Origin of the sequence: Marinomonas posidonica (assembly GCF_043643765.1) — a bacterium.
GTDB lineage: Bacteria > Pseudomonadota > Gammaproteobacteria > Pseudomonadales > Marinomonadaceae > Marinomonas > Marinomonas posidonica_A.
Map to the genome: position 1 here is coordinate 18,645 of NZ_JBHZSP010000012.1, position 23,335 is coordinate 41,979.

The 23,335-nt window shown below is 44.2% G+C and carries 25 protein-coding genes and 1 pseudogene; 7 read left to right on the forward strand and 19 right to left on the reverse strand.

The features are described from left to right. Positions 1 to 3: 3 nt before the first annotated feature. The 4 genes from ACHUFM_RS13965 to ACHUFM_RS13980 all read right to left on the reverse strand — a co-directional run bounded on the left by ACHUFM_RS13965 (position 4) and on the right by ACHUFM_RS13980 (position 4,616). Positions 4 to 822, reverse strand: a complete 819-nt coding sequence (locus ACHUFM_RS13965) for a sulfite exporter TauE/SafE family protein (RefSeq protein ID WP_394182878.1) — start codon at positions 820 to 822, stop codon at positions 4 to 6. Positions 823 to 896: 74 nt separating this feature from the next. Further along, on the reverse strand, positions 897 to 2,492 hold the full coding sequence (locus tag ACHUFM_RS13970; RefSeq protein WP_394182880.1) for a gamma-glutamyltransferase family protein: 1,596 nt from the start codon (positions 2,490 to 2,492) through the stop codon (positions 897 to 899). Further along, positions 2,489 to 3,697: an amidase gene (locus tag ACHUFM_RS13975; RefSeq protein WP_394182881.1), complete on the reverse strand. Its 1,209-nt coding sequence runs from the start codon at positions 3,695 to 3,697 to the stop codon at positions 2,489 to 2,491. The genes ACHUFM_RS13970 and ACHUFM_RS13975 overlap by 4 nt, the downstream gene beginning before the upstream one ends. 100 nt (positions 3,698 to 3,797) lie before the next feature. Further along, positions 3,798 to 4,616: a MurR/RpiR family transcriptional regulator gene (locus ACHUFM_RS13980; protein ID WP_394182883.1), complete on the reverse strand. Its 819-nt coding sequence runs from the start codon at positions 4,614 to 4,616 to the stop codon at positions 3,798 to 3,800. A gap of 321 nt (positions 4,617 to 4,937) precedes the next feature. Between ACHUFM_RS13980 and ACHUFM_RS13985 the strand changes: the two genes are divergently transcribed. The 4 genes from ACHUFM_RS13985 to ACHUFM_RS14000 are packed head-to-tail and all read left to right on the forward strand — an operon-like array spanning position 4,938 to position 7,803. Next, a complete protein-coding gene (locus ACHUFM_RS13985) occupies positions 4,938 to 5,729 on the forward strand; it encodes a transporter substrate-binding domain-containing protein (RefSeq protein WP_394182885.1) in 792 nt (263 codons plus the stop codon). A 10-nt stretch (positions 5,730 to 5,739) separates the two neighbouring features. Further along, positions 5,740 to 6,402 carry an amino acid ABC transporter permease gene (locus ACHUFM_RS13990; protein ID WP_394182887.1) on the forward strand — a complete coding sequence of 221 codons (663 nt, stop codon included), beginning with the start codon at positions 5,740 to 5,742 and terminating at the stop codon, positions 6,400 to 6,402. 35 nt (positions 6,403 to 6,437) lie between these two features. Next, positions 6,438 to 7,088: an amino acid ABC transporter permease gene (locus ACHUFM_RS13995; protein WP_394182888.1), complete on the forward strand. Its 651-nt coding sequence runs from the start codon at positions 6,438 to 6,440 to the stop codon at positions 7,086 to 7,088. Then, a complete protein-coding gene (locus ACHUFM_RS14000) occupies positions 7,075 to 7,803 on the forward strand; it encodes an amino acid ABC transporter ATP-binding protein (protein ID WP_394182890.1) in 729 nt (242 codons plus the stop codon). The genes ACHUFM_RS13995 and ACHUFM_RS14000 overlap by 14 nt, the downstream gene beginning before the upstream one ends. A gap of 122 nt (positions 7,804 to 7,925) precedes the next feature. Here ACHUFM_RS14000 and ACHUFM_RS14005 read toward each other — a convergent pair whose 3' ends face one another. From ACHUFM_RS14005 to ACHUFM_RS14030, 6 genes and pseudogenes are all read right to left on the reverse strand, one after another. Beyond that, positions 7,926 to 8,150, reverse strand: coding sequence for an addiction module protein (locus ACHUFM_RS14005; RefSeq protein ID WP_394182891.1), 225 nt, complete (start codon positions 8,148 to 8,150; stop codon positions 7,926 to 7,928). Between the two features lie 147 nt (positions 8,151 to 8,297). Then, positions 8,298 to 8,612 (reverse strand): hypothetical protein, encoded by a 315-nt coding sequence (locus tag ACHUFM_RS14010; protein ID WP_394182893.1) that lies wholly within the window; start codon positions 8,610 to 8,612, stop codon positions 8,298 to 8,300. A gap of 21 nt (positions 8,613 to 8,633) precedes the next feature. Further along, entirely contained in the window at positions 8,634 to 8,909 is a 276-nt protein-coding gene (locus ACHUFM_RS14015; RefSeq protein WP_394182895.1) for a type II toxin-antitoxin system ParD family antitoxin, read from the reverse strand. Positions 8,910 to 9,023: 114 nt separating this feature from the next. Then, positions 9,024 to 9,254: pseudogene (locus ACHUFM_RS14020) on the reverse strand (GNAT family N-acetyltransferase); the annotation flags it as partial. Between the two features lie 81 nt (positions 9,255 to 9,335). Further along, a complete protein-coding gene (locus ACHUFM_RS14025; protein ID WP_394182897.1) occupies positions 9,336 to 9,902 on the reverse strand; it encodes a hypothetical protein in 567 nt (188 codons plus the stop codon). A 13-nt stretch (positions 9,903 to 9,915) separates the two neighbouring features. Next, the gene (locus tag ACHUFM_RS14030) at positions 9,916 to 10,269 is read right to left on the reverse strand and encodes a DUF805 domain-containing protein (protein ID WP_394182899.1); all 354 of its coding nucleotides are present in this window, start codon (positions 10,267 to 10,269) and stop codon (positions 9,916 to 9,918) included. 149 nt (positions 10,270 to 10,418) lie between these two features. Here ACHUFM_RS14030 and ACHUFM_RS14035 point away from each other — a divergent pair, with 149 nt between their 5' ends. Then, positions 10,419 to 11,474 carry a helix-turn-helix domain-containing protein gene (locus tag ACHUFM_RS14035; protein WP_394182901.1) on the forward strand — a complete coding sequence of 352 codons (1,056 nt, stop codon included), beginning with the start codon at positions 10,419 to 10,421 and terminating at the stop codon, positions 11,472 to 11,474. Here ACHUFM_RS14035 and ACHUFM_RS14040 read toward each other — a convergent pair. Next, on the reverse strand, positions 11,452 to 12,318 hold the full coding sequence (locus tag ACHUFM_RS14040; protein WP_394182903.1) for a LysR family transcriptional regulator: 867 nt from the start codon (positions 12,316 to 12,318) through the stop codon (positions 11,452 to 11,454). The two genes, ACHUFM_RS14035 and ACHUFM_RS14040, sit on opposite strands and share 23 nt — an antisense overlap. Before the next feature lie 266 nt (positions 12,319 to 12,584). Here ACHUFM_RS14040 and ACHUFM_RS14045 point away from each other — a divergent pair, with 266 nt between their 5' ends. After that, positions 12,585 to 13,400: a pirin family protein gene (locus ACHUFM_RS14045; RefSeq protein ID WP_394182905.1), complete on the forward strand. Its 816-nt coding sequence runs from the start codon at positions 12,585 to 12,587 to the stop codon at positions 13,398 to 13,400. 71 nt (positions 13,401 to 13,471) lie between these two features. Here ACHUFM_RS14045 and ACHUFM_RS14050 read toward each other — a convergent pair whose 3' ends face one another. The 8 genes from ACHUFM_RS14050 to ACHUFM_RS14085 all read right to left on the reverse strand — a co-directional run bounded on the left by ACHUFM_RS14050 (position 13,472) and on the right by ACHUFM_RS14085 (position 22,480). Beyond that, positions 13,472 to 14,488, reverse strand: coding sequence for an alpha/beta hydrolase family protein (locus ACHUFM_RS14050; RefSeq protein WP_394182906.1), 1,017 nt, complete (start codon positions 14,486 to 14,488; stop codon positions 13,472 to 13,474). 84 nt (positions 14,489 to 14,572) lie between these two features. Next, on the reverse strand, positions 14,573 to 15,526 hold the full coding sequence (locus tag ACHUFM_RS14055; protein ID WP_394182908.1) for an aldo/keto reductase: 954 nt from the start codon (positions 15,524 to 15,526) through the stop codon (positions 14,573 to 14,575). Positions 15,527 to 15,645: 119 nt separating this feature from the next. Continuing rightward, a complete protein-coding gene (locus tag ACHUFM_RS14060; protein WP_394182910.1) occupies positions 15,646 to 16,500 on the reverse strand; it encodes a fumarylacetoacetate hydrolase family protein in 855 nt (284 codons plus the stop codon). A gap of 60 nt (positions 16,501 to 16,560) precedes the next feature. Continuing rightward, entirely contained in the window at positions 16,561 to 17,508 is a 948-nt protein-coding gene (locus tag ACHUFM_RS14065) for an ABC transporter substrate-binding protein (RefSeq protein ID WP_394182912.1), read from the reverse strand. Between the two features lie 91 nt (positions 17,509 to 17,599). Then, positions 17,600 to 18,607 carry an ABC transporter permease gene (locus ACHUFM_RS14070; RefSeq protein ID WP_394182914.1) on the reverse strand — a complete coding sequence of 336 codons (1,008 nt, stop codon included), beginning with the start codon at positions 18,605 to 18,607 and terminating at the stop codon, positions 17,600 to 17,602. A 22-nt stretch (positions 18,608 to 18,629) separates the two neighbouring features. After that, positions 18,630 to 20,123 (reverse strand): sugar ABC transporter ATP-binding protein, encoded by a 1,494-nt coding sequence (locus ACHUFM_RS14075; RefSeq protein WP_394182916.1) that lies wholly within the window; start codon positions 20,121 to 20,123, stop codon positions 18,630 to 18,632. A gap of 54 nt (positions 20,124 to 20,177) precedes the next feature. Then, complete coding sequence (locus ACHUFM_RS14080; RefSeq protein ID WP_113916075.1) at positions 20,178 to 20,927, reverse strand: SDR family oxidoreductase; 750 nt, start codon at positions 20,925 to 20,927, stop codon at positions 20,178 to 20,180. Positions 20,928 to 20,959: 32 nt separating this feature from the next. Next, on the reverse strand, positions 20,960 to 22,480 hold the full coding sequence (locus ACHUFM_RS14085) for a UxaA family hydrolase (RefSeq protein WP_394182918.1): 1,521 nt from the start codon (positions 22,478 to 22,480) through the stop codon (positions 20,960 to 20,962). Between the two features lie 110 nt (positions 22,481 to 22,590). Here ACHUFM_RS14085 and ACHUFM_RS14090 point away from each other — a divergent pair, with 110 nt between their 5' ends. Continuing rightward, positions 22,591 to 23,283 carry a GntR family transcriptional regulator gene (locus ACHUFM_RS14090; RefSeq protein ID WP_394182920.1) on the forward strand — a complete coding sequence of 231 codons (693 nt, stop codon included), beginning with the start codon at positions 22,591 to 22,593 and terminating at the stop codon, positions 23,281 to 23,283. Positions 23,284 to 23,335 lie beyond the last annotated feature (52 nt).

Sequence of the window (23,335 nt, forward strand, 5' to 3'; positions counted from 1 at the left end):
CTCCTAGGCCAAAACCTGATAAAGCATCTTCATGCCAGTGATGATCAAAACGACCGCAAAGACCTTCTTCAATTTCGCAGCATCCAAACGATGCGCTAATCCCGCACCAACAGGAGCAAATAAAACAGTCAATGGAATGATGCAAACTGCGCCAATCAAGTTAACCAAACCTACGGTGCCAAATGGTGAGTCGACTGGTGTTTGACCAAAGATCAACATAGTTAACGCTGCAGGTAACGAAATGATCAAGCCAACCGCTGCGGCCGTACCAACCGCACGATGAGCAGGGTAATTACAAAAGGTCAACATGGGGACAGTTAACGTACCACCACCAATCCCAACCATCGAACTAAAGAAACCCACACACGTTGCCATCACACCTTGACCAGCACGACCCGGCAAAGACTGAAACAAACTGTCTTTTTTACCCAATAACATGTTCAACGCCGATAAGGTAGCAATCACGCCAAATAGTAAGGTTAACCATTCACCTTCAACACGAGTCACCAAGAAACTACCAATCATAACTCCTACAAAAATAAAGAAGCCCCAACGTTTTAACAGATCAAAATCCACATTGCCTTTTGCTTTATGAGCACGAATAGAGCTGATAGAAGTGGGGATAATAGTCGCCAATGACGTCGCTGTGGCTACTAGCATGGCGGTGTCGGCACTGACACCTAAGCCTTGGTACAAAAAGAACAACACAGGCACAATGACAATACCGCCACCAACACCTAATAAACCGGCTAGAATTCCACCCACCATACCAGTGGCCATCATGGCGAGAATCATGGAATAGTTTTCCATTATGAATGACATTTTTCTGTTTTCTCCTAAGTGAGATGCTTTCTAATAAAATAAGTCTTTAAAAGTACGACTAACTAAAAGTGTTGCTAATCAAAAGTGCTCACGATGGCCAAGCCATCGCTTCGTGGATCCGTCGCCGCTTCGATGTGACCGTCTTGATGAAGCACAACCGCACCAGCGTGACCCATTAACTCATTACACGAATCAACGATAACCAAATCATGACCGCGCTTAACCAATTCCTCTGCTGCGATATCGGCAAAGTCTCGTTCCATTTTCAAATTATGGCTAACATCCCCCCACGTTCGACCGAGCAACCAACGGCCCTCGCTGATAGCTTGATCTAACGGCATTTGATGATAAACATAACGACTAAACAGCGCCGCTTGCGTCTGTGGCTGACCTTCGCCCCCCATGGTGCCGTAGCTCATACGACGACCATCATTCAATTCGGCAAAAGCGGGATTCAAAGTATGAAAAGGCTTTAGAGTCGGTCCAAGTTCTTGTAAAGAACCTTTCTCCAAGGAAAACGATGAGCCACGGTTGTTCCACACAATCCCCGTAGAAGGACTAACCACACCGCTGCCAAACTCCCAATACAAACTTTGAATGTAGCTGACCATGCGGCCTTCGCTGTCACATGCGCCCATCCAAATGGTGTCGCCATGTTTCGCTTGATGCGGCCAAGATTGAGCTCGCTCTAAGGCAATTTCATGACACATTTTTTCTAGCTGTTCTTCATCCAACAAAGACGACAAGTCCATTGCCAAACGAGATTCGTCAGTCACAAATTCATTACGCGCAATAAAAGCTTGTTTGGTGCATTCAATCAGTAAATGCGCCATGTCTGTGGCGGTTTTACCTTGCGTATAAAGCTTGTCATACAAAGCCAAAATCAATAACGACGCGATACCTTGTGTTGGCGCTGGCAGATTATAAAGAGAGCCAACACTGGTTTTGACCTGCAAAGGTTCTACGTGTTTTGCCTGATAAGAATGAAAATCCGCCAAACGAATCGGCGAACCTGCGGTTTCTAAATCTTTCGCCAAACGTGTAGCTATGTCGCCATGATAAAAATCGTCTAAGCCTTTTTCAGCCAGTTCTTCTAGCGTTTGAGCCAGTATTGGCAAGGTCAACGTATCGCCTTGTTCGTACATGTTACCAGCGTTCAAAAACGCCTCAGCAAAACCCTGCACACTAACCAAGTCAGCAAAAGTTTTCTTGCTTGCATCGACGTAGGTTTTTGTCACGTCACTGCCGTTTTTCGCCAATTGAATTGCATCGTCCAGTAAGGTCGATAAAGGCAAGTTTTGTACGTTGGATGCGTCTTGCCAAGCTTGGCTCACAGCCAAGGCTTCTTGCCAGCCCGCAACGGCACCCGCCATGGTCAAGGCGGCGTTTCCGCCTCGTGCTGGAATGCTGTCGTGGCCTTTATAAAAGTCCAGTGTCGCCAGTTGCGCTGCTTTACCAGAAGCATCAATGCCAATTGGCGCTTTCCCCGGCTCACTGATCAACCAAAAACCATCACCACCTAAGCCGTTCATGTGCGGATAAACCACGGCAATCGTCGCCGCTGCGGCGACCATGGCTTCTATTGCGGTACCACCTTGTTCAAGAATTTTTCGCCCCGTTTCTGTGGCGTTAAAATGTGGCGCCGTAAAAGCTATCTCGTTCTTTTTCATGACGCTGACTCCATTAAGGTTTTTGCAAATTCAATCAGCGCCAAATCTGTGCCTTTTGAACCCACTAAAGACAAGCCACATGGCGCGCCATCTAAGGTACAAACCGGTAAATGCAACTGCGGAAGACCGGCTAATCCAGCAATGGCGGTGATGTCCATCAACTGATTGCGATAAGCAGCAAGTTCGTCGTCGGCCGCATCAAATAAAGGCGCTAAACCGGGTGTGGTCGGGATGACAAGAACTGATCCTTCGATTTCGTTTTCTAGCCAATCCGTAAAGCGCTGTCTTTGCTGTTTTGCCGCAGCAACATCGGCTTCAGAAATGGTTTTACACCAGTCAAAGCGCAACTGAATATCTGGCGCAAAAACGGAGGACGCATCATCAGCTAGGCCTTTAAGATCATTAATCCACTTGCCATGTTCATGCCAAATTTCCGCACCTTGCAAAGTTCGAAATGTCTCACTGGTTTTCCATGTTTTAGTGTCGATTACGATAGAAGATTCTTTTGAAAAACGACCTTGTTCACGCCATATTTCCAGCTGCGCTTTTAGCTCTTTTTCGTGCTCAACCTGATCTATTAAATTATTAGAAATTAATACGTTAGTAAGTTTTCTAGACGTCTTATTTTTAAGTAAAGTAGTAGCCACTTTTTCTAGTGTGGCTAAGTCTCTCGTGAGCCAACCAACCGTGTCAAAAGACGGCGCAAGCGCAACCATATTATCGGCTGAAATCACACCATGGGTCGGACGTAACCCAAATAAACCTTGGTAACTTGCAGGGACTCGAATCGAACCGCCCGTGTCGGTGCCTAAACCTACATCTGCAAGATCAGATGACACTGCCACCGCCGAACCTGATGACGACCCGCCTGGGAGACGATTTGGTGTCACCGGATTTGAGGGTGTTCCGTAATGGATGTTTTGACCATTAAGACTGTAAGCCAACTCATCAGTAATGGTTTTACCGCAAAAAATTGCCCCGGCATCAAGCAAAGCGGTAACGCTAGAAGCCGTTTTCGTCGGAATCGGATGAGTGGCAAGCCAAGTTGGATTACCTGCGGAAGTTGGCAGCCCTGCCATATGAAACAAGTCTTTCACCGCCAATCTGAGCCCTTTTAATTGGCCTGATGTCGCACTTTTAAACGAATCAGACTGAACACTATGTGACGGCGATAAAAATGGATTTTGTACGATGAAATGTTTCATAACTCCCCCTTGTTAGAGCTTATGAAACATTCGTTTCAGCAGTTTGTCAACTGAAACAAAAGACCATTAGCGGTAAATTCATTTCGCTAATGCCTCTAAATTAAGGCTCAAGTTCATTAAGTGTTTCATACAAAGATGCGATCTCCTTAGTTTGCTTTCTCGCCTCATCCCCTAAGCAAGCGTAAACCCGATTACATAACATTGAAATCAAACTCATAGGTGCGGCATAACTGTCAAACGGATTTTCATTCCCCAAGTGACACAACAGCACATGAGACACTTGTTGGTTGTAAATTTGCCCAGTTGGATCCGTAATCAACACTGTTGAACGACCTTCCAGTAAATCAACAATTTGTTTGAATTGGCGAGTACGACGACGAAAACCAAGCAGAACAATGACTTCGTCCTCCAGAATATCCTGTAAATCCTCTCCCAAGGTTTGCCCAGGCTGAGGCAACAAACGAACAGAATGACGAACTTGCTGTAATTGCTGTCGAAAATGCAAAGCCAAGGGATAAGCATTGCGAAAACCAATTAAGGTTACCCGGCTGGCGTTCGCTAAACTGGCACTGATATCATTCAATATTTCAGGACGCAAACCATCAAACGTCAGCGATAAATTTTTTAACTCTTGCTCTGTTTGATCCAATGATGAGCCTTGAGTAAAGATCGGCACACCACTTTCGCGCAAAGCAAGTTGCGCTTGCTTTGCGCTTTGATGAGAGTCATACCCCAACTGACGAAAAAAGCGACTCACGGTGGCTTTTGAGGTGTTGGTATTGTCGGCTATCTCCGCAGACGTCTGGCTCACAATAGCCAATGGGTGCTGCTGTAGATAATTGGCAATGGCACGCGCCGACGAGGACAGACTTGGATAGTTTTTTTCAATCAGGGATAACACATCCTGTTTTGTTGTCACTTAGAAACCTCAATCTCACAAATATTATCTTAAGTTAATCGATTCTCGTTTAACTGCCAACCGAAAGCGACGCTTTCTGCATGACTGCACCAGAAAAGTCACGAATGTTCATTTATGCACCATAGAAGAACACAAACTCCCCGTTTGCTCTGTATGATAACCAAGACAGTTTATCAGCCAGTCCAGTCAGCCACCTTATGAAGTGGCGGACTTGTTACAGGTTGCCACCAGTAAGAAACTTTTGTTTCATGTTGGCATGGGTGTTGCAAATTGTGTTTCAGGCATTCAATCAAACCTTAAACGAAAAGAGGACCCCTCTCCATGAAACGCATTATAAAACTATTGAGCAACACCCTTATTGTCGCGGCCTGTTTCTCTGCACTAAACGCCACTGCAGATGTACTAGATGATATCCAAGAACGCCAAACCATTCGTATCGCCGTGCCACAAGATTTCCCACCTTTTGGTTCAATTGGTAAAGATCTACAACCACAAGGCATTGACGTCGACATGGCGAACTACATTGCTAAAGAAATGGGCGTTAAATTACAAATTGTGCCGGTTACCAGTGCTAACCGCATTCCTTACCTACAAACCCAAAAAGTCGATCTAGTGATCTCTAGCCTTGGTAAAAACCCTGAGCGTGAAAAAGCCATCGATTTTTCTACACCTTACGCGCCTTTCTTCTTAGGCGTATTTGGTTCTAAAGATGAAGACGTGACACAAATCAGCCAGCTAGCAGACAAAACCGTTGGTGTAACACGTGGTTCAGTAGAAGATTTAGAGCTCGAGAAAAACGCGCCTAAATCTGTCAACGTACGTCGCTTTGAAGACAACAACACCACGCTAACCGCTTACTTATCTGGTCAAGTGAACTTAATTGCTACTGGTAATTTGGTCGCAACAGAGATCGCCAAACGTCAACCAAGCAAAGCACCTGAAGCAAAATTTATGCTGAAAGACTCTCCTTGCTATATCGGTATGGCAAAAGGGGAAGTGGCACTACAAGCTAAAGTGAATGAGTTAATCAAAAGAGCTTTGGCATCTGGCGAACTGAACAACATTTCGATGAAATGGTTAAAAGCACCACTACCTAAAGGCTTCGGCGCATAAGGCTTTCGTTATGTTGTATTTCTCCGATCTATTACAATACAGCGATGTGTTTCTCAGTGGTTTAAAAACCACAGTTGAACTTACTGTACTGACAACGATCTTGGGAGTGGTATTGGGAACGGTCTGCGCGACCGTTCGCCAATACGGCAATCAAGCATGTCAACGAATTGTCAGTATATACGTAGAGCTTATCCGTAATACGCCGTTTATTGTTCAGCTCTTTTTTATCTTCTTTGGTCTACCCGCGATTGGCATGATGTTGACGCCATGGGAAGCCAGTATGATCGCTCTGACAATTAACCTTGGCGCATACAGTACTGAAATCATTCGTGCCGGCCTTGCTAGTATTTCCAAAGGCCAAATAGAAGCAGCAAAGGTATTGGGCTTAAACTTTCGCCAAACTCTGACGCGTGTGATCTTCATTCCGGCATTTGAAAAGATTTACCCAGCTCTTACCAGCCAATGCATTATCGTCATGCTGGGTTCTGCTGTGATCTCTCAGATTTCGGTGCAAGACTTAACCTACGCAGCCAATCTTGTGCAATCACGTAACTTCCGTGCTTTTGAAAGCTATTTGGTTACCGCCTTGTTGTACTTGGGGTTATCTATTCTGTTGAGATTTGCTTTCAACGCTTTAGGAAAACGCCTATTTGCTTATCGTACAGTCAATTAAAGACTCCCAATGAAAAGCAAAATGAGGAATACTCAATGATCGAATTTTCTAACTACGACATTCTCCGCAACTTATTGTTTGCGACACAATGGACCATTTTGTTGTCGCTCGCGGCGTTTATCGGCGGTACCACGGTCGCGCTGACATTAACCGCCATGCGTTTGACGCGTAATCCTGTGATGCAACGCATCGTAAAAATATACGTAGAGCTATTTCAAGGCACGCCATTGCTGATGCAGATGTTCTTGTGCTTCTTTGGCTTATCCATGCTGGGCTATGAAATATCCGCTTGGGGCGCAGCGATTTTGTCACTGACGTTTTTTACCAGCGCCTTTTTAGTAGAAATCTGGCGTGGCTGTATCGACACACTACCTAAAGGACAATGGGAAGCCTGTCGTTGTTTGGGCTTAAGCTTTTTACAAACCCTACGACATATTATCTTACCGCAAGCGATTCGCGTGGCGATCGCTCCAACTGTCGGCTTTTCAGTTCAAGTCATTAAAGGCACCGCATTAGCATCGGTCATTGGTTTTGTCGAACTGACTAAAGTCGGCACAATGTTGAATAACGCTACCTTTGAACCCTTTAAAATATTCACCTTAGTTGCGCTGATTTATTTCATGCTCTGTTACCCACTGTCTTTGTACAGCAAGCATCTGGAGAAAAAATTCAATGTCTCTCGTTAACTTACATCAAGTCCATAAATACTATGGCGATCATCATGTGCTGAAAGGCATTGATCTAGACATCAAAGCTGGCGAAGTGGTTTCTATCATCGGCAAAAGTGGCTCAGGTAAAAGTACTCTGCTTCGCTGTATCAATGGCTTAGAACAATACCAAGACGGCGGCATTACCGTTGACGGTAAAGAAGTCACCACGGAAGACATTCAGGTTCGCCGTCTTGCACTTAGCGTCGGTATGATCTTCCAAAACTTCAACCTCTTTCCACACATGACGGTAGGCGAAAACGTCATGCTTGCACCGACAATTGTGTTAAAGAAAAGCAAAGCCGAGGCCGAAACGACGGCTAGAGCTATGCTAGAAAAAGTGGGACTCGCAGAAAAATTCGACAGCTTCCCAGAAAAGCTTTCTGGCGGTCAGCAGCAACGTGTCGCCATCGCCCGCGCCTTGGCGATGTCTCCCAAGGTTTTATTGTGTGACGAAATCACCTCTGCCCTCGATCCAGAATTGGTCGGCGAAGTATTAAAAGTACTCGAACAACTGGCGAAAGAAGGCATTACCTTGGTTCTAGTTACTCATGAAATGAACTTCGCCCGCGACGTCGGCAGCCGAGTCGTCTTCATGCACCAAGGTAAAGTCTGGGAACAAGGCGATCCAAAAACCCTCTTGTCCAACCCACAAACCGATGAATTGAAGCAATTTATGGGGGCAGTGCTTTAAGAATACGAAGGACCAGAACAAGACACAGCCAAGGCATCATGACGGTAATTAAGAGAACACCTCATGATGCGTTGACTGTGTTTTTTGAAGAAAGCGTTAATCTGTTGGGTGAAAAGAATCATTCATTTGATCAGAACTCGAGCCTTCTTCATCACATCATCACCTGACACTGTTTGCACAGCACCATTATCAAGCTCTTCAGCCCTACGTTTAGCCTCAAGCAACCAATCAGACTTGAGCTCTTTTTCTGATGGAGATTCCAAGCTCAAAACTAATCGTTGAATTAGCAAGGCTCGCTTCTCTCTTGAAAGATGAAGTGCTTCATCTTCAATGCTTTGATGATTCATGAGGGAAACCTCTTATTCGAATATTGATTAATTTTGGCACAGACAAATCAAGGACACAATTAAGCTGTTATGAAATAAGATTGGCGTATCATTACAACCCTTAAGAGAACAATTCGAGACACGCTAGACGATACGGTTTCTTATATGTTATTGACCATTCTGAATTGCCTGCTTAATAATTGGAGCAACAGTTTGAGGAGTGATCGACTTGGTTACGCAATATTTTGTCTGCAACCAATCCGACAGTTTTTTCTGACCTTTGCTTGAGTTACAACCGCAACAACACAATGCAATATTGTCTTTACTAATAATACGGGCATCATTAATGATGTGCTCCCAACTCGCACATGTTTTCTTAGATACTTTTGCGCTCGTAAATTCCACACCACAATATACACAGACCTTGTCTCTTGCTCGAATTTCATATTCAAGCCAAGACGGAATATTCCAACTATTTGCCATACAAAAAACACCTTAATCCCTTTACCACTCAGCTTGTCCTTTAATTTTGGTGAACAAGGCATCCAGCTCTGACTCAGAATTAATGACTTGGCTTTCGCCACGCGCGATTTGATCGGCACCGACTTGAAGATGATCTCGCAGTTTGGCGAGTTTTAACTCCTTCACCCACTCATCATGCGTATCCATAAACCTTAATGCTTCACGGATAACCTCACTAGCATTGTTATATAACCCACTTTCAACCTCTGCTTTCACCCGAGCTTCTAACTCAGCGGTAAGAGAAACAAGGATTATCAATCTTTGTATCTTTTAAGAATAACTGAAACAGTAAGTCATGTGGTATTTTGGCTTCCACGTAATTTAAGAAGCGGCCAGCGCAGTGAGATGTTCACCCGTTAGTTGATACCCCAGCTATTCACTTTTCGGCTTTGCGCCTAATGATTCATAGAAGGCGATGGCGGGTTTATTCCAATCCAAAACATTCCATTCAAACCTACCGCAGTCATTCGCTATGGCGATTCCTGCCAAATGCTTTAATAATGCTTTGCCAGCGCCACTGCCTCGTTCCGACGGTGAAACATATAAGTCTTCAAGGTATAAACCATGCTTTCCTAGCCATGTTGAATAATTGAAAAAATATATTTTCATTCAACTTCATGACACACAACACAAACCTTGTTGCCGTCTAAGCCTCTAAAGTAGTAAAACACTTAAATTCGCCTGTTATAACGCTAACCTTTTTAACAACCCACAACCCACTTCATCATGATCCAAGCCAAATACCGACGCCCAAGACCACTCACCAGGATTCAGTACAAAACCGTAGCTGAGCGTTAAACCCGATTCAATTTTGATGTCGCCAAGTTGGGGCTTGCTTTGATCAGTAATAACATAATGTTCACTGACAACTTCATCGCCGCCGATCAATTTTTCTGTGACCTTGTCGGAGTAGATAAGCAATCGAATAGGCTCTACAGACTGAATCCCAATGCTGTCACCATTGAAATCACCCGCAGCGAATCGAATCGGTGAAGAAACGCAAGTTGTTTGCTCTTCTTGTCGATTGTCTTTTTTGGCAATCAACACACCTTTTCCCGCGATACCTCGCAGCTGCAATAAGGTACCGACTTTCGGCGACTCGATGTAGACCACGGCTTTTATATTATCTGAAAATGCCATGCTATTTTGATCCGCGTTTGTTGTTTCACGGCTGCACGCAGAAACCAAAAACAGTAGCAAAATTGAGCATAACATGGTGGATAAGTGGGGTAAGTTATTAACATTTTTCATGTTTGGCTCCTGCTTATAGCATCGCGTTGTTTTGTGGATAATCATCAAAATGATTATCTGGTTCACTCGGTAAAGCCAACAACACAAGTAAAATAACCATGCCTATGGCCGGAACCAAAACCACCAGCAACCACCAAGAGGAACGGTTGGTGTCGTGCAACCGACGTACAGTCAAAGACAGCATGGGTAAAAAAACTAACAAGCTATAAAGGGCCTCTATTTTCCATGTCGATTGAAAGACTATTTCCAATACAACAAACACAACCGAGATCAAACAATTCACCAAAAAAAACATCCAAAATGCTTCTAGCGATGCTCGTCCTGAAAATTGTGCATAACGCTTCCACGCATCAAAATACCAGCTCATACTTTTCTCCTTTGACTAATTCCGGGGGACATTGAAGGCTTAAAAGTACGTTGCGAAGAAAAAATTCGCGTCCTAAATCAGGTTTGAGGACGTTCTTGATAAGGATCTAGGACATAATAAAGATCTGAGTGATAAAAGATGGAGACAAAATGATCGCTATTCCCTTACCTTTTGTGGTTGCCCTGTTGCTAGGCATTTTGGCTGCTCTGCTGTTTATTCGCCAAACAGAAACGACGCAATCAGCGTTTGTTTTTATCGCCTTGTGTGCCCTTACAACAACCGTGGTAGGATTACGTTGGACCTTTGATTATTCGCTATTTCGTTTGATTCAACCCATCTTGGCATCGTGTATTCCCGTTACCGCTTGGTACTGTTTTTCGAATGCTCACCGACGCTACAAACTTAAGATCTGGCACGTTTTACCGCCTATTTTTGTTACCTTGGCGTCTTTTACCTATCCATTTTGGCGGCCACCGTTAGACCCAATGTTAACGCTGCTTTATGTGGGTTACGGTATCGCACTGATTCGATCGTCTGCTAAAACGTCAAACCTTCCTGAACAAGTACGTTTATCAGATATCGACAATGCTTTAAAAGCCGAACGTGACGCTGGAGTCATGTTATTAATGTCTGCCGTTATTGATGGCGCTTTGGCAGTCGATTTTTCCTTTTTTGCGGGTGAACATGCGCTGATAATCCTGTCTATTGGTCATGCGGTATTACTACCTGTTCTGGCTATCAGCGTCATTATGATGAGCCTAAGTATCGCACCCAGCGTTAACGAATCACCCGATCAAAATGAAAAAACAACGCCAGTAGATGAATCAAAAGACAAGCCACAGCATCCATTAACAGACGATGAAGTGAAAGACATAGCACACAAAATAGACGTACTGCTGAGCACCAAAGAAGTGTTTCTCGATCCAGATTTAACACTCGATAGACTCGCTCGAAAAACTTGCATCCCAGCGCGTCAAATATCCGCCGCCATCAACCAAACTTACGGTCGTAATATCTCGCAAGTAGTAAATGAATATCGTATTGAGCGCGCCAAAATACTGCTACTATCAACCGATAAAACCATCACCCAAATCTATTTGGATTCTGGTTTCCAAACTAAGTCCAATTTCCATCGAGAGTTTTCTCGTGTGACACAACAGACACCCAGTGCCTTTCGACGCGCTAATCGCCAAAATACTCAATGAGAATTTCGATGAGTGCTCTTACTTTTCGATTGGGAAAACTACTTGGTGGACGAACGACATACATGCCTAATTCGGGTATTTGATAGTTGGTCAGAATAGGGACCAACTTGCCACTGTCGAGGTGTTTATTAATCAAGAAATCCGGTAGCCCAGTGATGCCAATTCCAGCAAGAACTGCCGCTAAAACCGCTTCGGTACTGTCCGAAGTAAAGCGTCCTCTTGGCCGAACGTTAGTGACCTTGTCTCCATCGAAAATACGCCATACTTCGCCCTTTCTGATGACGGCCTGATGGTGTGCCAAATCATCTAATGTTTTTGGCACACCATGCACTTTAAGATAGTCGGCGCTAGCGACAAAATTTGCTTTGAAGGAATAAATACGTCGAGCAATAAGGCTAGAATCGGGCAAAATACCGAGACGAACGGCACAGTCAAAACCCTCTTCCACTAAATCAACAAAGCGATCACTGTAAGAAATATCTAATTCTAATAGTGGATAACGTTTTGCCAATTCCGCAAACACAGTGGCGAGTTGAGCATTATCAAATGAAAGCGGTGCAGCAATACGTAATCGTCCCATCAGTGCGTTCTCAGTAGATATCGCTTCTTGCGCGGCATCTAACTCAGCAATAACACGGACAGCATGCTCACGGAAAATCGATCCGGCTTCTGTGAGGACAGAACCTCGTGTGGTTCGAGAGAAAAATTGCGCACCCAATTCTTCTTCTAGTTTAGCAAGACGTCGACTCACAATGGACTTTGACAAACCTAGTCGACGAGCACCAGAAGCAACACCACCAGTATCAGCGACTTCAATAAAAGTGTGTAAATCCTCAATATTCACTGTCGCGTTCCTTTTTAAGCAACACCAAGTAGACAAAATACAGTCTATCGAAGCATAGTGCGAAACGCTATGTTTACCTATCACTTTTAATAAACCCATTTTTTCGACTATGTATCCATAGCGACACACAAATGAGAGGCCCAAAAATGCATACTAGTTTAGAAAACGCATCAAAAAATAACATTGTTGAACCTACCGTTAATGCAGTACCTCGCAAGATAATCCATCGAACATTTGGCCATGGAGGCAGTTTTATCAACCGCTTAATGAGTCCTTCTGATTTGGGACAGCACCTTAAACCTTTTGTATTTTTAGATATTTTTAATGCTGATAAACATATGGTGCAAGCTATGCAGTCTGGTAAAGGGATGCCAATTCATCCTCACTCCGGTGTCGCAACGGTAACCGTATTTACCAAGGGTACCGTCCGTTTCGATGATCCAGAAGCCGGCACCGGCGAACTTACTTATGGCGGTGTTGAATGGATGCGGGCAGGAAACGGTGTTTGGCATGGACAAGAAATGACACCAAAAAGTACATCTGGTATGCAAGGCTTCCAACTCTGGCTAGCTTTGCCTCCTGAGGTTGAAAACGGTCGGCCAGAGAACCGCTATATCGAAGCCAACGACATGCCTCAAGTAGGACCAGCTTATCTCATCGTTGGGCGTTATGACGGTATCGACAGCCCTGTTCCAGCCCCAGAAGGAACCAATTATCTTCTCGTTACACTAAAACCAGGCGAACGCTGGACTTACACTCCACCACAAGACCACAGCCTTGCTTGGTTAGCATTGGCTAACGGATCTCTAAATGTTAATGGCAGTGTATCTAAAGGCGAAATGGTACTGTTTGAAAACGGCGATGCTGCATTAGAAATACAATCTACAAGCAATGAAGACGCTGTATTTGTTTTGGGGTCTGCAGTACCTCATCCGTACCAATTGCACCTAGGCAATTACTCTGTACATACTTCTGCAGAAGCCTTAAAAATAGGAGAGGATCGCATCAAGGAACTCGGTAAGAAACTCAGAGAAGCAGGTGATAGACAGACAGCCTCAGGTACCGTGCCAGTCTATCGTTAGGAAACAACGCATCATTGTAGAAAAGGGCTTCTTGCAACGCCCTTTTCTACAATACTCTCAGTTCAATAATGTTACGATTTTTGAATGAACTGAATGATGTCTCGATACATTGCTTGGTGAAGTTCATCCCTAGTACGCCAATTACCGTCTTGGCAGACAATGCCATCACCTGGATTTTCCTCTTCTATCATTTCAATAGCGCCCGGTTTACAAAGCTTCATAAAGCTAAAGTGCGCTGCGTCTGGGTACACTATGTATTCATAGGTATTTTTTGGTAGATACTGTGCGAGAAAGCCAGACTCTTCCGCTTGTGGTAAATCGCCAATGTCTACACCTGCCGCGAGAATTAACGTCGGCACCGTCAAGGTTTGCAGACTATGTCTAGAAAAGCTTCTCGCCAAACCTAAATCTAACGACGCAACTCGCTTGATTCGCTCATCTTTTAAACTGCCAGTCGGCTCGCCTATTTGTGGTTGATCCAAACCAAGTTCAGTCATCAAACCACACACTCGAGGATTATTATTAAGAACACATTCTTGCTTTAGCTGGTCACGATCAAATTGCGCGCCTGCTAGCAACATCACAGTCCAGCCACCCAAGGAATGGCCAATAGCCGTTATATTACCAACATCAATATTTGGTAAAAGATAAGATTCGTTTAACAACCAATCTAGAAGACGCGATAAGTCTCTGGCGCGTTGCCACCACTGAGCGGCCGCTTGTGAGGAATAATCAAAAGACGTAGTCCCTGGATGATCAAGCGACGCCACGACATAACCATCTTGTGCTAATTTCGTTGCCAGCCAATTCTGATTGCGCCAATTACCACGATAACCATGAGAGATCACCACCAGAGGAAACATCCCCGTCAATGGCGTTCCAATTCGTACCACATTGGTGCCAACAAATGCCCTATTCTCGGCAATGTTCTCTGTCGGAAATACGTCTTTAGACGGGTACCAAACACTCACTTTTAACGGTCGATCGCTGTCTGTGTACAACTGAACCTGATCAAAACCCACCGAATACGCGGACGCATTCGACGCCCAGCAGGCCACTAATAGAATGAAACTCGCAAATCCTCTCATGATGTAATTCCTCTTCAAAATGCTTTAAAAAATCACTATGGAAGGAAATTGCGAGTAAAGCGTCCTAAAACCGGATTTAGGACGTTAGGAAGAGTAAATAACGGGGGCCAAGGCTTGCCAAAATGCTTCTGGGATCGGCTCTTCATACCAAACGATATTTTGCTTAACCCGACTTTCATTGGTCATGCCAATTAAAACCGATTTCACACAGTCATATCGCAATGCGTATTGAATTGCAGCAGCTTGTAACGAAACATTAAATTGTTCGCATATGGATTCTATGGCGATGACTTTATCAACAATGTGTTTCGGTGCTTCATCATATAAGTAATGACCTAAATTTTTAGAACCTTTGGCTAGAATGCCAGAATTAAATGGCGCAGCGGCTATAAGAGAGACATTATTATCGCTACATTTATCGGTAAAAGTATGCGTAATATTATTGTTTAATAAGGTAAAACAATTGGCCACCATAAAACAATCAAACTGTGCATGATTCATGGCTTGATCACATATTTGCCACTCATTTACCCCTAAACCAATATTGCTTACCAAACCTTGCTCGCGTAATTCCATCATAGCTTTAAAGCCGCCATTAATAGCCTGTTGAAAATACATGGGGTGTTGCTCTTTGTGAGTCAGCTCGCCAATATCATGCATCAACAACATATCAATATGACTCACGCCAAGACGCTGAAGGGAGTCCTCAAAAGAACTCATAATACCATCGTAAGTATAATTATACTCGCGATCAAAAGGACTCGCGCTGACAAAACCCTCTGCATCTTTTTGCTCAACAGAATGATCGGGATGCAGTAATCTTCCAACTTTGGTGGAAACGAACATCTGTTGATGAGGTATATCACCTAAAGCTATTCCCAAACGACGCTCTGAAAGGCCTGCACCATAGTGAGGAGCCGTATCAAAATATTCAATGCCTAATTCACTTGCTTTACACGCTGCTGCGCTAAAATCTTCATAAGAAACAGGGCGATACAAGTTACCCGCGCCAGCACAACCAAACCCTATTTCTGACATTGAGGAACCACTGCGGTTTATTATTCTTGTTTTCATTGCCTACTCACTTATTCACAACTCCTTGCACCTAAAGAATCGCAAGGAGTTGAGTAACCATATGAATATTGGTGATATTTAGCCTAAGCCTTAACGACTTTCTGGCATTGCACACCTAGCTTATCAATACCCAGCTTCATTTCTTCGCCACCTTTTAGATAGATTGGCGGATTGAAACCTAAACCAACACCTGGCGGAGTGCCCGTTGAAATAATATCGCCCGGTTGCAGGCTCATATAGCGACTGCAATAAGCGATCAAGTGAGGCACTTTAAACACCATGGTTGATGTCGAACCATTCTGATAACGCTTACCATCAACTTCTAACCAAATACCAAGATCATTGAAATCACCCACTTCATCAGGAGTTACTAACCAAGGGCCAGTAGGTCCAAAGGTGTCACAACCTTTACCTTTATCCCAAGTGCCTGTTCCCTCAAGTTGAAAAGCTCGTTCGGAAACATCATTGATCACGCAAAAACCAGCAACATGCTGCATCGCATCGGCTTCAGATATATCACTACCACCTTCACCAATAACGATGCCTAGTTCGACTTCCCAATCTGTTTTTTCAGAGCCTTTAGGAATCTTTACATCATCGTTTGGACCAACAATCGCAGACGTCCATTTATTAAAGATAACTGGCTCTGCTGGGACCGGCATTCCGGATTCAGCCGCGTGATCGGCGTAATTCAAGCCAATACAAACAAACTTACCCACATTTGCCACACAGGCACCAAGGCGTAAATCTTCTTGTGGTACGCCATTGACCAACGGCAAACTGTTCATATCTAGTTCATTCAATTTGGCCATGGTGGCTAAACTCAAATGCTCATCAGACAAATCAGGAATGATCGACGACAAATCACGAACTCGGCCACTATCATCAAGTAAACCTGGCTTTTCTTTCCCTAATGCTCCGAAGCGAACTAATTTCATTGCTTTCTCCTATGTATAAAAAGCTATGGTGAGTAGATACTTCACCATAGCTTAGGGTTGTTATTTATATAGAACAGCGGCGATTTTTGGATCGTCAATGTTCTTAGCTGTGTAATAGTAGAAACCGGTGTCGATTACTTTTGGCACGGTTTCACCCTTAATAGTTTGAACCGCTGCTTTCACCGTTTCATAACCAATTCCGATTGGGTTCTGCGTAATAGCACCCGCCATCAACCCACTGCGAATCGCATTCATCTGAGCCGTGCCAGAGTCAAACCCGATAATAACCAAGTCTGTTGCTTTAGATTCACGAGCGGCATTTACGACGCCGACGGCTGATCCCTCATTAGTCCCAAACATGCCGACTAAATTCGGATAAGAAGTCAAAATTGCGCGGGCAACTTCTGTCGATTTCAATTGATCGCCATCGCCGTATTGAACCGTTACCACATCAATATTAGGGTGAGCATATTTCATGCGTTTTAGAAAACCATCACGGCGATCAATACCTGTCGTACCGGTTTGACTGTGTGCCACAACTGCAACTTGGCCTTTATTACCTATTAACTCAGCCATTTTATCTGCGGCAAGAGCCGACGCGGCTAAGTTATCAGTCGTTGCCGTTGTAACTGGAATATCACTTTCAACACCGCTATCAAACGCTACAACAGGGATACCGGCTTTTTGCGCTTTGCGTAGCAACGGAATGGCCGCTTGGCTGTCTAGAGCGGCAAAACCAATAGCATCAGGTTTATTCGCTAAGGCAGCCGCTAACATGTCGATCTGTCGATCCACTTGCGCTTCCGTATCCGGCCCTTCAAATGTAACTCGAACGTTAAATTCTTCTGCAGCGTGATCAGCACCTTGCTTCACAGCTTGCCAAAACTGATGCTGAAAACCTTTTGAGATTAATGGGATGTATAGCTGATCATCTGCTTTCACAAGAGATGACGTTGCCATAATAGTGACAGCACTGATAAGACCTACTAGTTTGCGACGTGACAACATGTCCGTTCCTCCGTTAATGTTGTTATTTTCGAGGTTCACTTTCTTGTGGTGGCGATATGCCACCGTTTTTTCTAACAATGGTTACTTTGCATTATTTTGATTTTTGACGGCGCATCATGTCGGCATAAACAGCCAAAATAATAATGATGCCTGTTACGACGGTCTGCCATTCTTGTGCAACCGACAGAACTCGTAATCCGTTCGTTAATACCGCCATAATTAAGGCACCGATTAACGTACCAATAATCGTGCCGCGTCCACCTGATAGAGACGTACCGCCGATCACCACAGCGGCGATAGCTTCTAATTCATAACCAAGACCAAGCGCAGGTTGAGCTGAGTTCAAACGAGAAGAAATCAAGATACCGGCAATGCCACAAATGCCACCAGCGACGGCGTAAATAGCAATTTTCCAACGATCAGTGTTCACACCAGACAAACGCACGGCCTCTTCATTTGAGCCAATTCCAAAACAATAACGTCCCAAAATAGTTGTGCTCAATACATAACTCGCTACACCTGCAACAATGAAGAGAATCAATACGCCATTTGGAATAGGCAGAAAAGGCAGCACTTCGCCAATCAAAGAGCCCCGCGAGATCTCATCAAAGCCTTCTGTATTATTGAAGTAAATCGGACGAGCACCACTTACAACCAGAGATAAACCTTTTAAAATCAGCATCATACCTAACGTTGCGATGAAAGGAGGTATCTTCATCTTGGCGACAAAAGATCCAGAACAAAACCCACAGAATGCCCCTGCTAAAATCGCACCCAGCACACCAATTGGCAGCGGTAAATTCATATTGGTCAACAAAACCCCAGCAATCACTGCAGTGAATGTCATCAGAGTCCCTACCGACAAATCAATGCCGCCGGAAATAATAACTAGGGTTGCTGCAACGGCTAGAACGCCATTAACAGAGGTAGCCTGCAGAATGGCTAGCATATTAGACGTCTGCATAAAATTTGGGGAGGCGATAGAAAATACAATCAACAACACGATTAAACTCGCAAACGCGAGCACTCGTTGATGCGCCGTCATTTTTATCAATTTGCTAACTAAACTTGGTGGCGTTTTTTGGCTTTCGGTTATCATTATTTTTTTCTCCTGCTAGCCTTTACTGAGTGGCTAATGCCATGATTTGTTCTTGTGTTGTTTCTTTTCCGCCGGGTAATATTCCTGTGAGCTTTCCTTGGCACATAACGGCAATTCGATGACTTAAACGCATAACTTCCGGTAGCTCCGAAGAAATGACAATAATGGCTTTGCCTTGCTTCGCTAGAGACTCAAGTAGTTTATAAATCTCTGACTTGGCCCCCACATCAATGCCACGCGTCGGCTCATCAAATATCAAAATATCGCAGTCTTTTAATAGCCATTTGGCAATGACCACTTTCTGCTGATTACCGCCAGATAAAAAGCCAACTTCTTGAGTATCTGAAGGCGTTCTTATTCCTAGCTGCTTAATATAGTCATTCGCAATGCTGCTCATTTCAGCTTCGTTTAATGCTCCTAAATAACGCGTAAAACGGTTTAAAGTCGCCATAGCAATATTGGCTCTGACATCCATGCCTAGGGCCAAACCAAAATGCTTTCGGTCTTCCGACAAATAACCAATACCAGCCGCGACCGCATCACTTGGAGACTCAATCTGGCACAGTTTGCCATTCACCCAAACCTCACCAGAATCAATTGGGTCAGCGCCAAAAATAGCCCGAGCGACTTCCGTTCTTCCTGCTCCCATCAAGCCAGCGAAACCTAAAATCTCCCCTTTCTTAAGAGAAAAGTTCACATCTTTAATCTCTTTACCTCGATTCAGCCCTTTCACCGCCAGCAGTTCAGGTTGTGTGGATAAATCAGGGATATACACGGCCTCGTCTTTCACTTCTCGCCCAACCATCATGGAAATGATCTTAGAAAGTGGCGTTTCTTTCGCTTCTACCGTACCTATGTATTCACCATCACGTAACACTGTTACTCGGTCTGCAATTTGCTTGATTTCATCCATTTTGTGACTGATGTAGATAATGCCGACACCTTCTGATTTAAGACGTCGAATTATGACAAACAGCTCTGCAATTTCGGCATCATTTAAGGCTGCCGTCGGCTCATCCATAATGAGAACACGAGATTGAAATGACAACGCTTTGGCAATTTCGACCATCTGCTGCTTGGCAACCGTTAGGCTGCCAATTTCTGTCATCGGTTCAATATCAAAGTTCATCTTTTTAAAGATGTCACTGGCTTGGCTATTTAAGCGTTTTTCATCAATCACCCCCCAAGATGAACGAGGCTCTCGACCAATAAAAACATTCTGTGCCACGGTCAGATCATTCATCAAACTCAGTTCCTGATGAATAATGCCCACTCCTGCCTTCTGCGCCGCTTTAGGACCATCAAAGTCAGTGAGCTGGTCACTGACTTTTACTGTGCCGTCATCTTTTTGATAAACGCCCGACAGTATTTTCATCAAAGTAGATTTACCAGCACCGTTCTCTCCCATTAGGGCATGCACTTCACCTTTTTCAAGATTAAAGTCCACACCTCTAAGGGAATATACGCCGGGGAATCGTTTCTCAATTCCGATCATTTCAACCAATAACGGCATCATTCTCACTCCGTAACAAATACTAGGTTGATTCGAGCTTTCCTCTAAGTAACCCAGTTAAATAGTCACACCACCATCGACGAGTAACGACTGCCCCGTCACATATACACTTTCATCAGACAATAAATACACAATGAGAGGGGTAATATCTGCTACCTCAGCAAGACGCCCCATCGGCTGACGAGCAATAAAATCTTTCTGTGCTTGAACAGGGTCCGCAGCAGAAGAAATTCGGCCTTGTAGAGAAGGCGTATTAACCGTTCCTGGACAAATCGAATTACAACGTATACCTTGCGTAACAAAATCTGCAGCAATACCTTTTGATAAACCGATAACAGCGGCTTTAGTTGCACCATACGCGGTGCGCATTGGGAAACCTTTAATAGATGACGCCATAGAAGCCATATTCACTACAGAAGAAGAGCCTGTGATTTTGGCTTGTTCCATCATCCCCGGCAAAAAAGCCCGACACATACGCATCATAGATGTGACGTTCAAATTCACGCTAAACTCCCAGTCTTCGTCACTGATGTCTAATACACTGCCATGATGAACAAAACCAGCACAGTTAAACAAACCATCAAGGTTCGGCATCTGTTCAGCGAATGATTTAATGGCTTTAGCGTCCATCACATCCAATAGGTGCGTCTGGATACTTGGACAATCTTTTTTTAAAGTTTGTAGCGCACTTTCATTGATATCAGTCGCAATAACATGAGCGCCTTCACGCATACACGCTTCAGCACTTGCACGCCCCATACCTTGACCAGCGGCTGTTATTAATATTGTTTTGCCTTTAAGTCTCACAATCGTTTCTCCATTTAACTAGATGATAATAGCTACATCACAGCGCCAATTTGCCAAGGCACAAACTCTGCCCCACCAAACCCAAGCGCTTCACTTTTTGTTTCTTCTCCAGAAGCAATTCGAATAATCAGTTCAAATAACTCCTGACCTTTCTCTTCTATAGACACACCACTGGTGACGATATCGCCACAATTTAGATCCATATCTTCTTGGAGCCGGCGATACATCTCAGTGTTCGTCGCCAACTTGATACAAGGCGTAGGCTTATAACCTGAAACTGAACCTCGTCCTGTCGTAAAAATAATCATATTCGCCCCCGATGCGACCTGACCGGTGACCGAGCAAGGGTCGAAACCAGGGCTATCCATAAACACGAAACCTTTTTTATCGATTGATTCACCAAACAGATAAACATCGGTTAATGGCGCGCTGCCGCTTTTCGCCACGGCTCCTAAGGACTTTTCAAGAATGGTTGTTAAACCACCATTTTTATTGCCGGGGCTTGGGTTATTGTCCATTTCTCCACCATTACGAGCACAGTAATCTTCCCACCAAAGGATGCGCTCAATCAGTTTTTGCCCAACGTCTTTAGACACGGCTCGGCGTGTCAATAAATGCTCGGCGCCATACACTTCAGAGGTTTCGGAAAGAATGGTGGTGCCTCCGTGGCGCACTAATAAATCGGAGGCGTAACCTAAGGCTGGATTGGCGGTAATGCCAGAATAGCCATCCGACCCACCACATTGCATACCAACCATAATTTCTGAAACGGGGGCAGGTTCACGCGTCGCGTTATTGGCTGCTTGCGCTAAAAAGTGCAGTTCTTGCAGACCCTTTTCGATCGTCTTTCGAGTCCCACCTTCAGATTGAATGATCATATAACGAAATACCGCACTAGGCTCTTGGCCATTAACAAGACTAGATACTTGTAATACTTCACAACCAAGGCCAACTAACAAAATGCCGCCAAAGTTTGGATTATTGGCATAACCTGTAAGCGTGCGATGAAGTGTCTGATAGCCTTCGCCCTGACCTGACATGCCACAGCCAGTGCTATGCACAATCGGCACAATGCCGTCTATATTCGGATAATTATTTAAGAAGTTAGTTTTGCTTGCCGCTTCTTCAATGAAACGCGCGACAGAGCCCGCACAGTTGACCGACGTCAAAATACCGAGATAGTTACGAGTACCGACTTTGCCATTTTGACGGTGATAACCGTTAAAAGTACGAGGTGTTAAAATGGGAGATAATGAATGGCTGCTTTGAGAAAATGCATAGTCTTGAAGATGCTCGCCCATCCCCATGTTTTGAACATGAACATGCTCACCAAGAGCAATGGCTTGAGTCGCTTGACCAATGATTTGACCATAGCGAATAACATTGTCACCTTGCGCGATGTTCTTAACGGCAACCTTATGGCCCCTCGGAACATAGCTAAGTAGCGTAACATCGAATTCGTTTAATTGACTGCCTTGGGCAAGATCGCTTAAGGCGATAACGACGTTATCGTTAGTGTGTAAACGAATGGTTTGTTTTGACCCAATGATCATGGGCAATCCCCTGTTCTAAATTCACATTTAATTATTGTTGTTGTATATTAAAACTAGCACCAACAATTTCAACCGTCAACTAACATGTTAGTATTAAGGAAAGGTTTTCTATGACAGAGTCATCGCTTAATAAAATTCAAAACTTGAGCGGCTCACTGTCTCAGCGGGTTTATCAATCATTACGAGAAGCCATCCTCTCTATGCAATACCCGCCCGGAACCGTGATTCGAAAAGGCGCAATATGTGAACAGCTGGGCGTTTCACGCTCTCCGGTTGCAGAAGCGTTAGCGCGTCTCTCTGCAGAAGGTTTGGTGGATGTCATTCCACAATCGGCAACCAAAGTGTCGTGTTTTTCTATGGATGAAATACGTGAAGCAAGTTTTTTACGGCAAGCATTAGAAATCGCCGCCGTCGAAAAAGTAACGCTCGAGCGCAGTGAGGAACAATTGGCGGCATTAACACGAAATGTACGAATGCAAGCGTTATTGGTAGAAGACAAAGACTTTGTAGGGTTTTACCAAGCCGATGAAGAGTTCCATACGTTACTAATGAACTTCACTGGTTTTAATGGTGTTTCGCAGGTACTTGAAAGCGTTTCACTGCATTTAGTTAGAGCACGCATGTTGGTTTTACCTGAAGAAGGAAGGCCGGGCGAAGCCGTAAAAGAACACCAAGCCATTCTTGCGGCAATCAAAAATCAAGATGTAGACGCAGCAAGAGAAGCAATGAAGTATCACATTGGACAATTGATACCCAGAATCCTACCACTGGAAGAATCTCACGCTGAATATTTCAAAATATAATTAGCCAAGTATAAGAAGCTCCAGTTTTTAAAGTCATCTTTCCATAATAAAA

What these genes read in the sequence shown, in the direction of transcription:
- ACHUFM_RS13965 (WP_394182878.1), bottom strand. Translation starts at nt 822, where the DNA reads ATGTCATTCATAATGGAAAACTATTCCATGATTCTCGCCATGATGGCC.
- ACHUFM_RS13970 (WP_394182880.1), bottom strand. Translation starts at nt 2,492, where the DNA reads ATGAAAAAGAACGAGATAGCTTTTACGGCGCCACATTTTAACGCCACA.
- ACHUFM_RS13975 (WP_394182881.1), bottom strand. Translation starts at nt 3,697, where the DNA reads ATGAAACATTTCATCGTACAAAATCCATTTTTATCGCCGTCACATAGT.
- ACHUFM_RS13985 (WP_394182885.1), top strand. Translation starts at nt 4,938, where the DNA reads ATGAAACGCATTATAAAACTATTGAGCAACACCCTTATTGTCGCGGCC.
- ACHUFM_RS13990 (WP_394182887.1), top strand. Translation starts at nt 5,740, where the DNA reads ATGTTGTATTTCTCCGATCTATTACAATACAGCGATGTGTTTCTCAGT.
- ACHUFM_RS13995 (WP_394182888.1), top strand. Translation starts at nt 6,438, where the DNA reads ATGATCGAATTTTCTAACTACGACATTCTCCGCAACTTATTGTTTGCG.
- ACHUFM_RS14000 (WP_394182890.1), top strand. Translation starts at nt 7,075, where the DNA reads ATGTCTCTCGTTAACTTACATCAAGTCCATAAATACTATGGCGATCAT.
- ACHUFM_RS14005 (WP_394182891.1), bottom strand. Translation starts at nt 8,150, where the DNA reads ATGAATCATCAAAGCATTGAAGATGAAGCACTTCATCTTTCAAGAGAG.
- ACHUFM_RS14010 (WP_394182893.1), bottom strand. Translation starts at nt 8,612, where the DNA reads ATGGCAAATAGTTGGAATATTCCGTCTTGGCTTGAATATGAAATTCGA.
- ACHUFM_RS14025 (WP_394182897.1), bottom strand. Translation starts at nt 9,902, where the DNA reads ATGAAAAATGTTAATAACTTACCCCACTTATCCACCATGTTATGCTCA.
- ACHUFM_RS14030 (WP_394182899.1), bottom strand. Translation starts at nt 10,269, where the DNA reads ATGAGCTGGTATTTTGATGCGTGGAAGCGTTATGCACAATTTTCAGGA.
- ACHUFM_RS14035 (WP_394182901.1), top strand. Translation starts at nt 10,419, where the DNA reads ATGATCGCTATTCCCTTACCTTTTGTGGTTGCCCTGTTGCTAGGCATT.
- ACHUFM_RS14045 (WP_394182905.1), top strand. Translation starts at nt 12,585, where the DNA reads ATGAGTCCTTCTGATTTGGGACAGCACCTTAAACCTTTTGTATTTTTA.
- ACHUFM_RS14050 (WP_394182906.1), bottom strand. Translation starts at nt 14,488, where the DNA reads ATGAGAGGATTTGCGAGTTTCATTCTATTAGTGGCCTGCTGGGCGTCG.
- ACHUFM_RS14055 (WP_394182908.1), bottom strand. Translation starts at nt 15,526, where the DNA reads ATGTCAGAAATAGGGTTTGGTTGTGCTGGCGCGGGTAACTTGTATCGC.
- ACHUFM_RS14060 (WP_394182910.1), bottom strand. Translation starts at nt 16,500, where the DNA reads ATGAAATTAGTTCGCTTCGGAGCATTAGGGAAAGAAAAGCCAGGTTTA.
- ACHUFM_RS14065 (WP_394182912.1), bottom strand. Translation starts at nt 17,508, where the DNA reads ATGTTGTCACGTCGCAAACTAGTAGGTCTTATCAGTGCTGTCACTATT.
- ACHUFM_RS14070 (WP_394182914.1), bottom strand. Translation starts at nt 18,607, where the DNA reads ATGATAACCGAAAGCCAAAAAACGCCACCAAGTTTAGTTAGCAAATTG.
- ACHUFM_RS14075 (WP_394182916.1), bottom strand. Translation starts at nt 20,123, where the DNA reads ATGATGCCGTTATTGGTTGAAATGATCGGAATTGAGAAACGATTCCCC.
- ACHUFM_RS14085 (WP_394182918.1), bottom strand. Translation starts at nt 22,480, where the DNA reads ATGATCATTGGGTCAAAACAAACCATTCGTTTACACACTAACGATAAC.
- ACHUFM_RS14090 (WP_394182920.1), top strand. Translation starts at nt 22,591, where the DNA reads ATGACAGAGTCATCGCTTAATAAAATTCAAAACTTGAGCGGCTCACTG.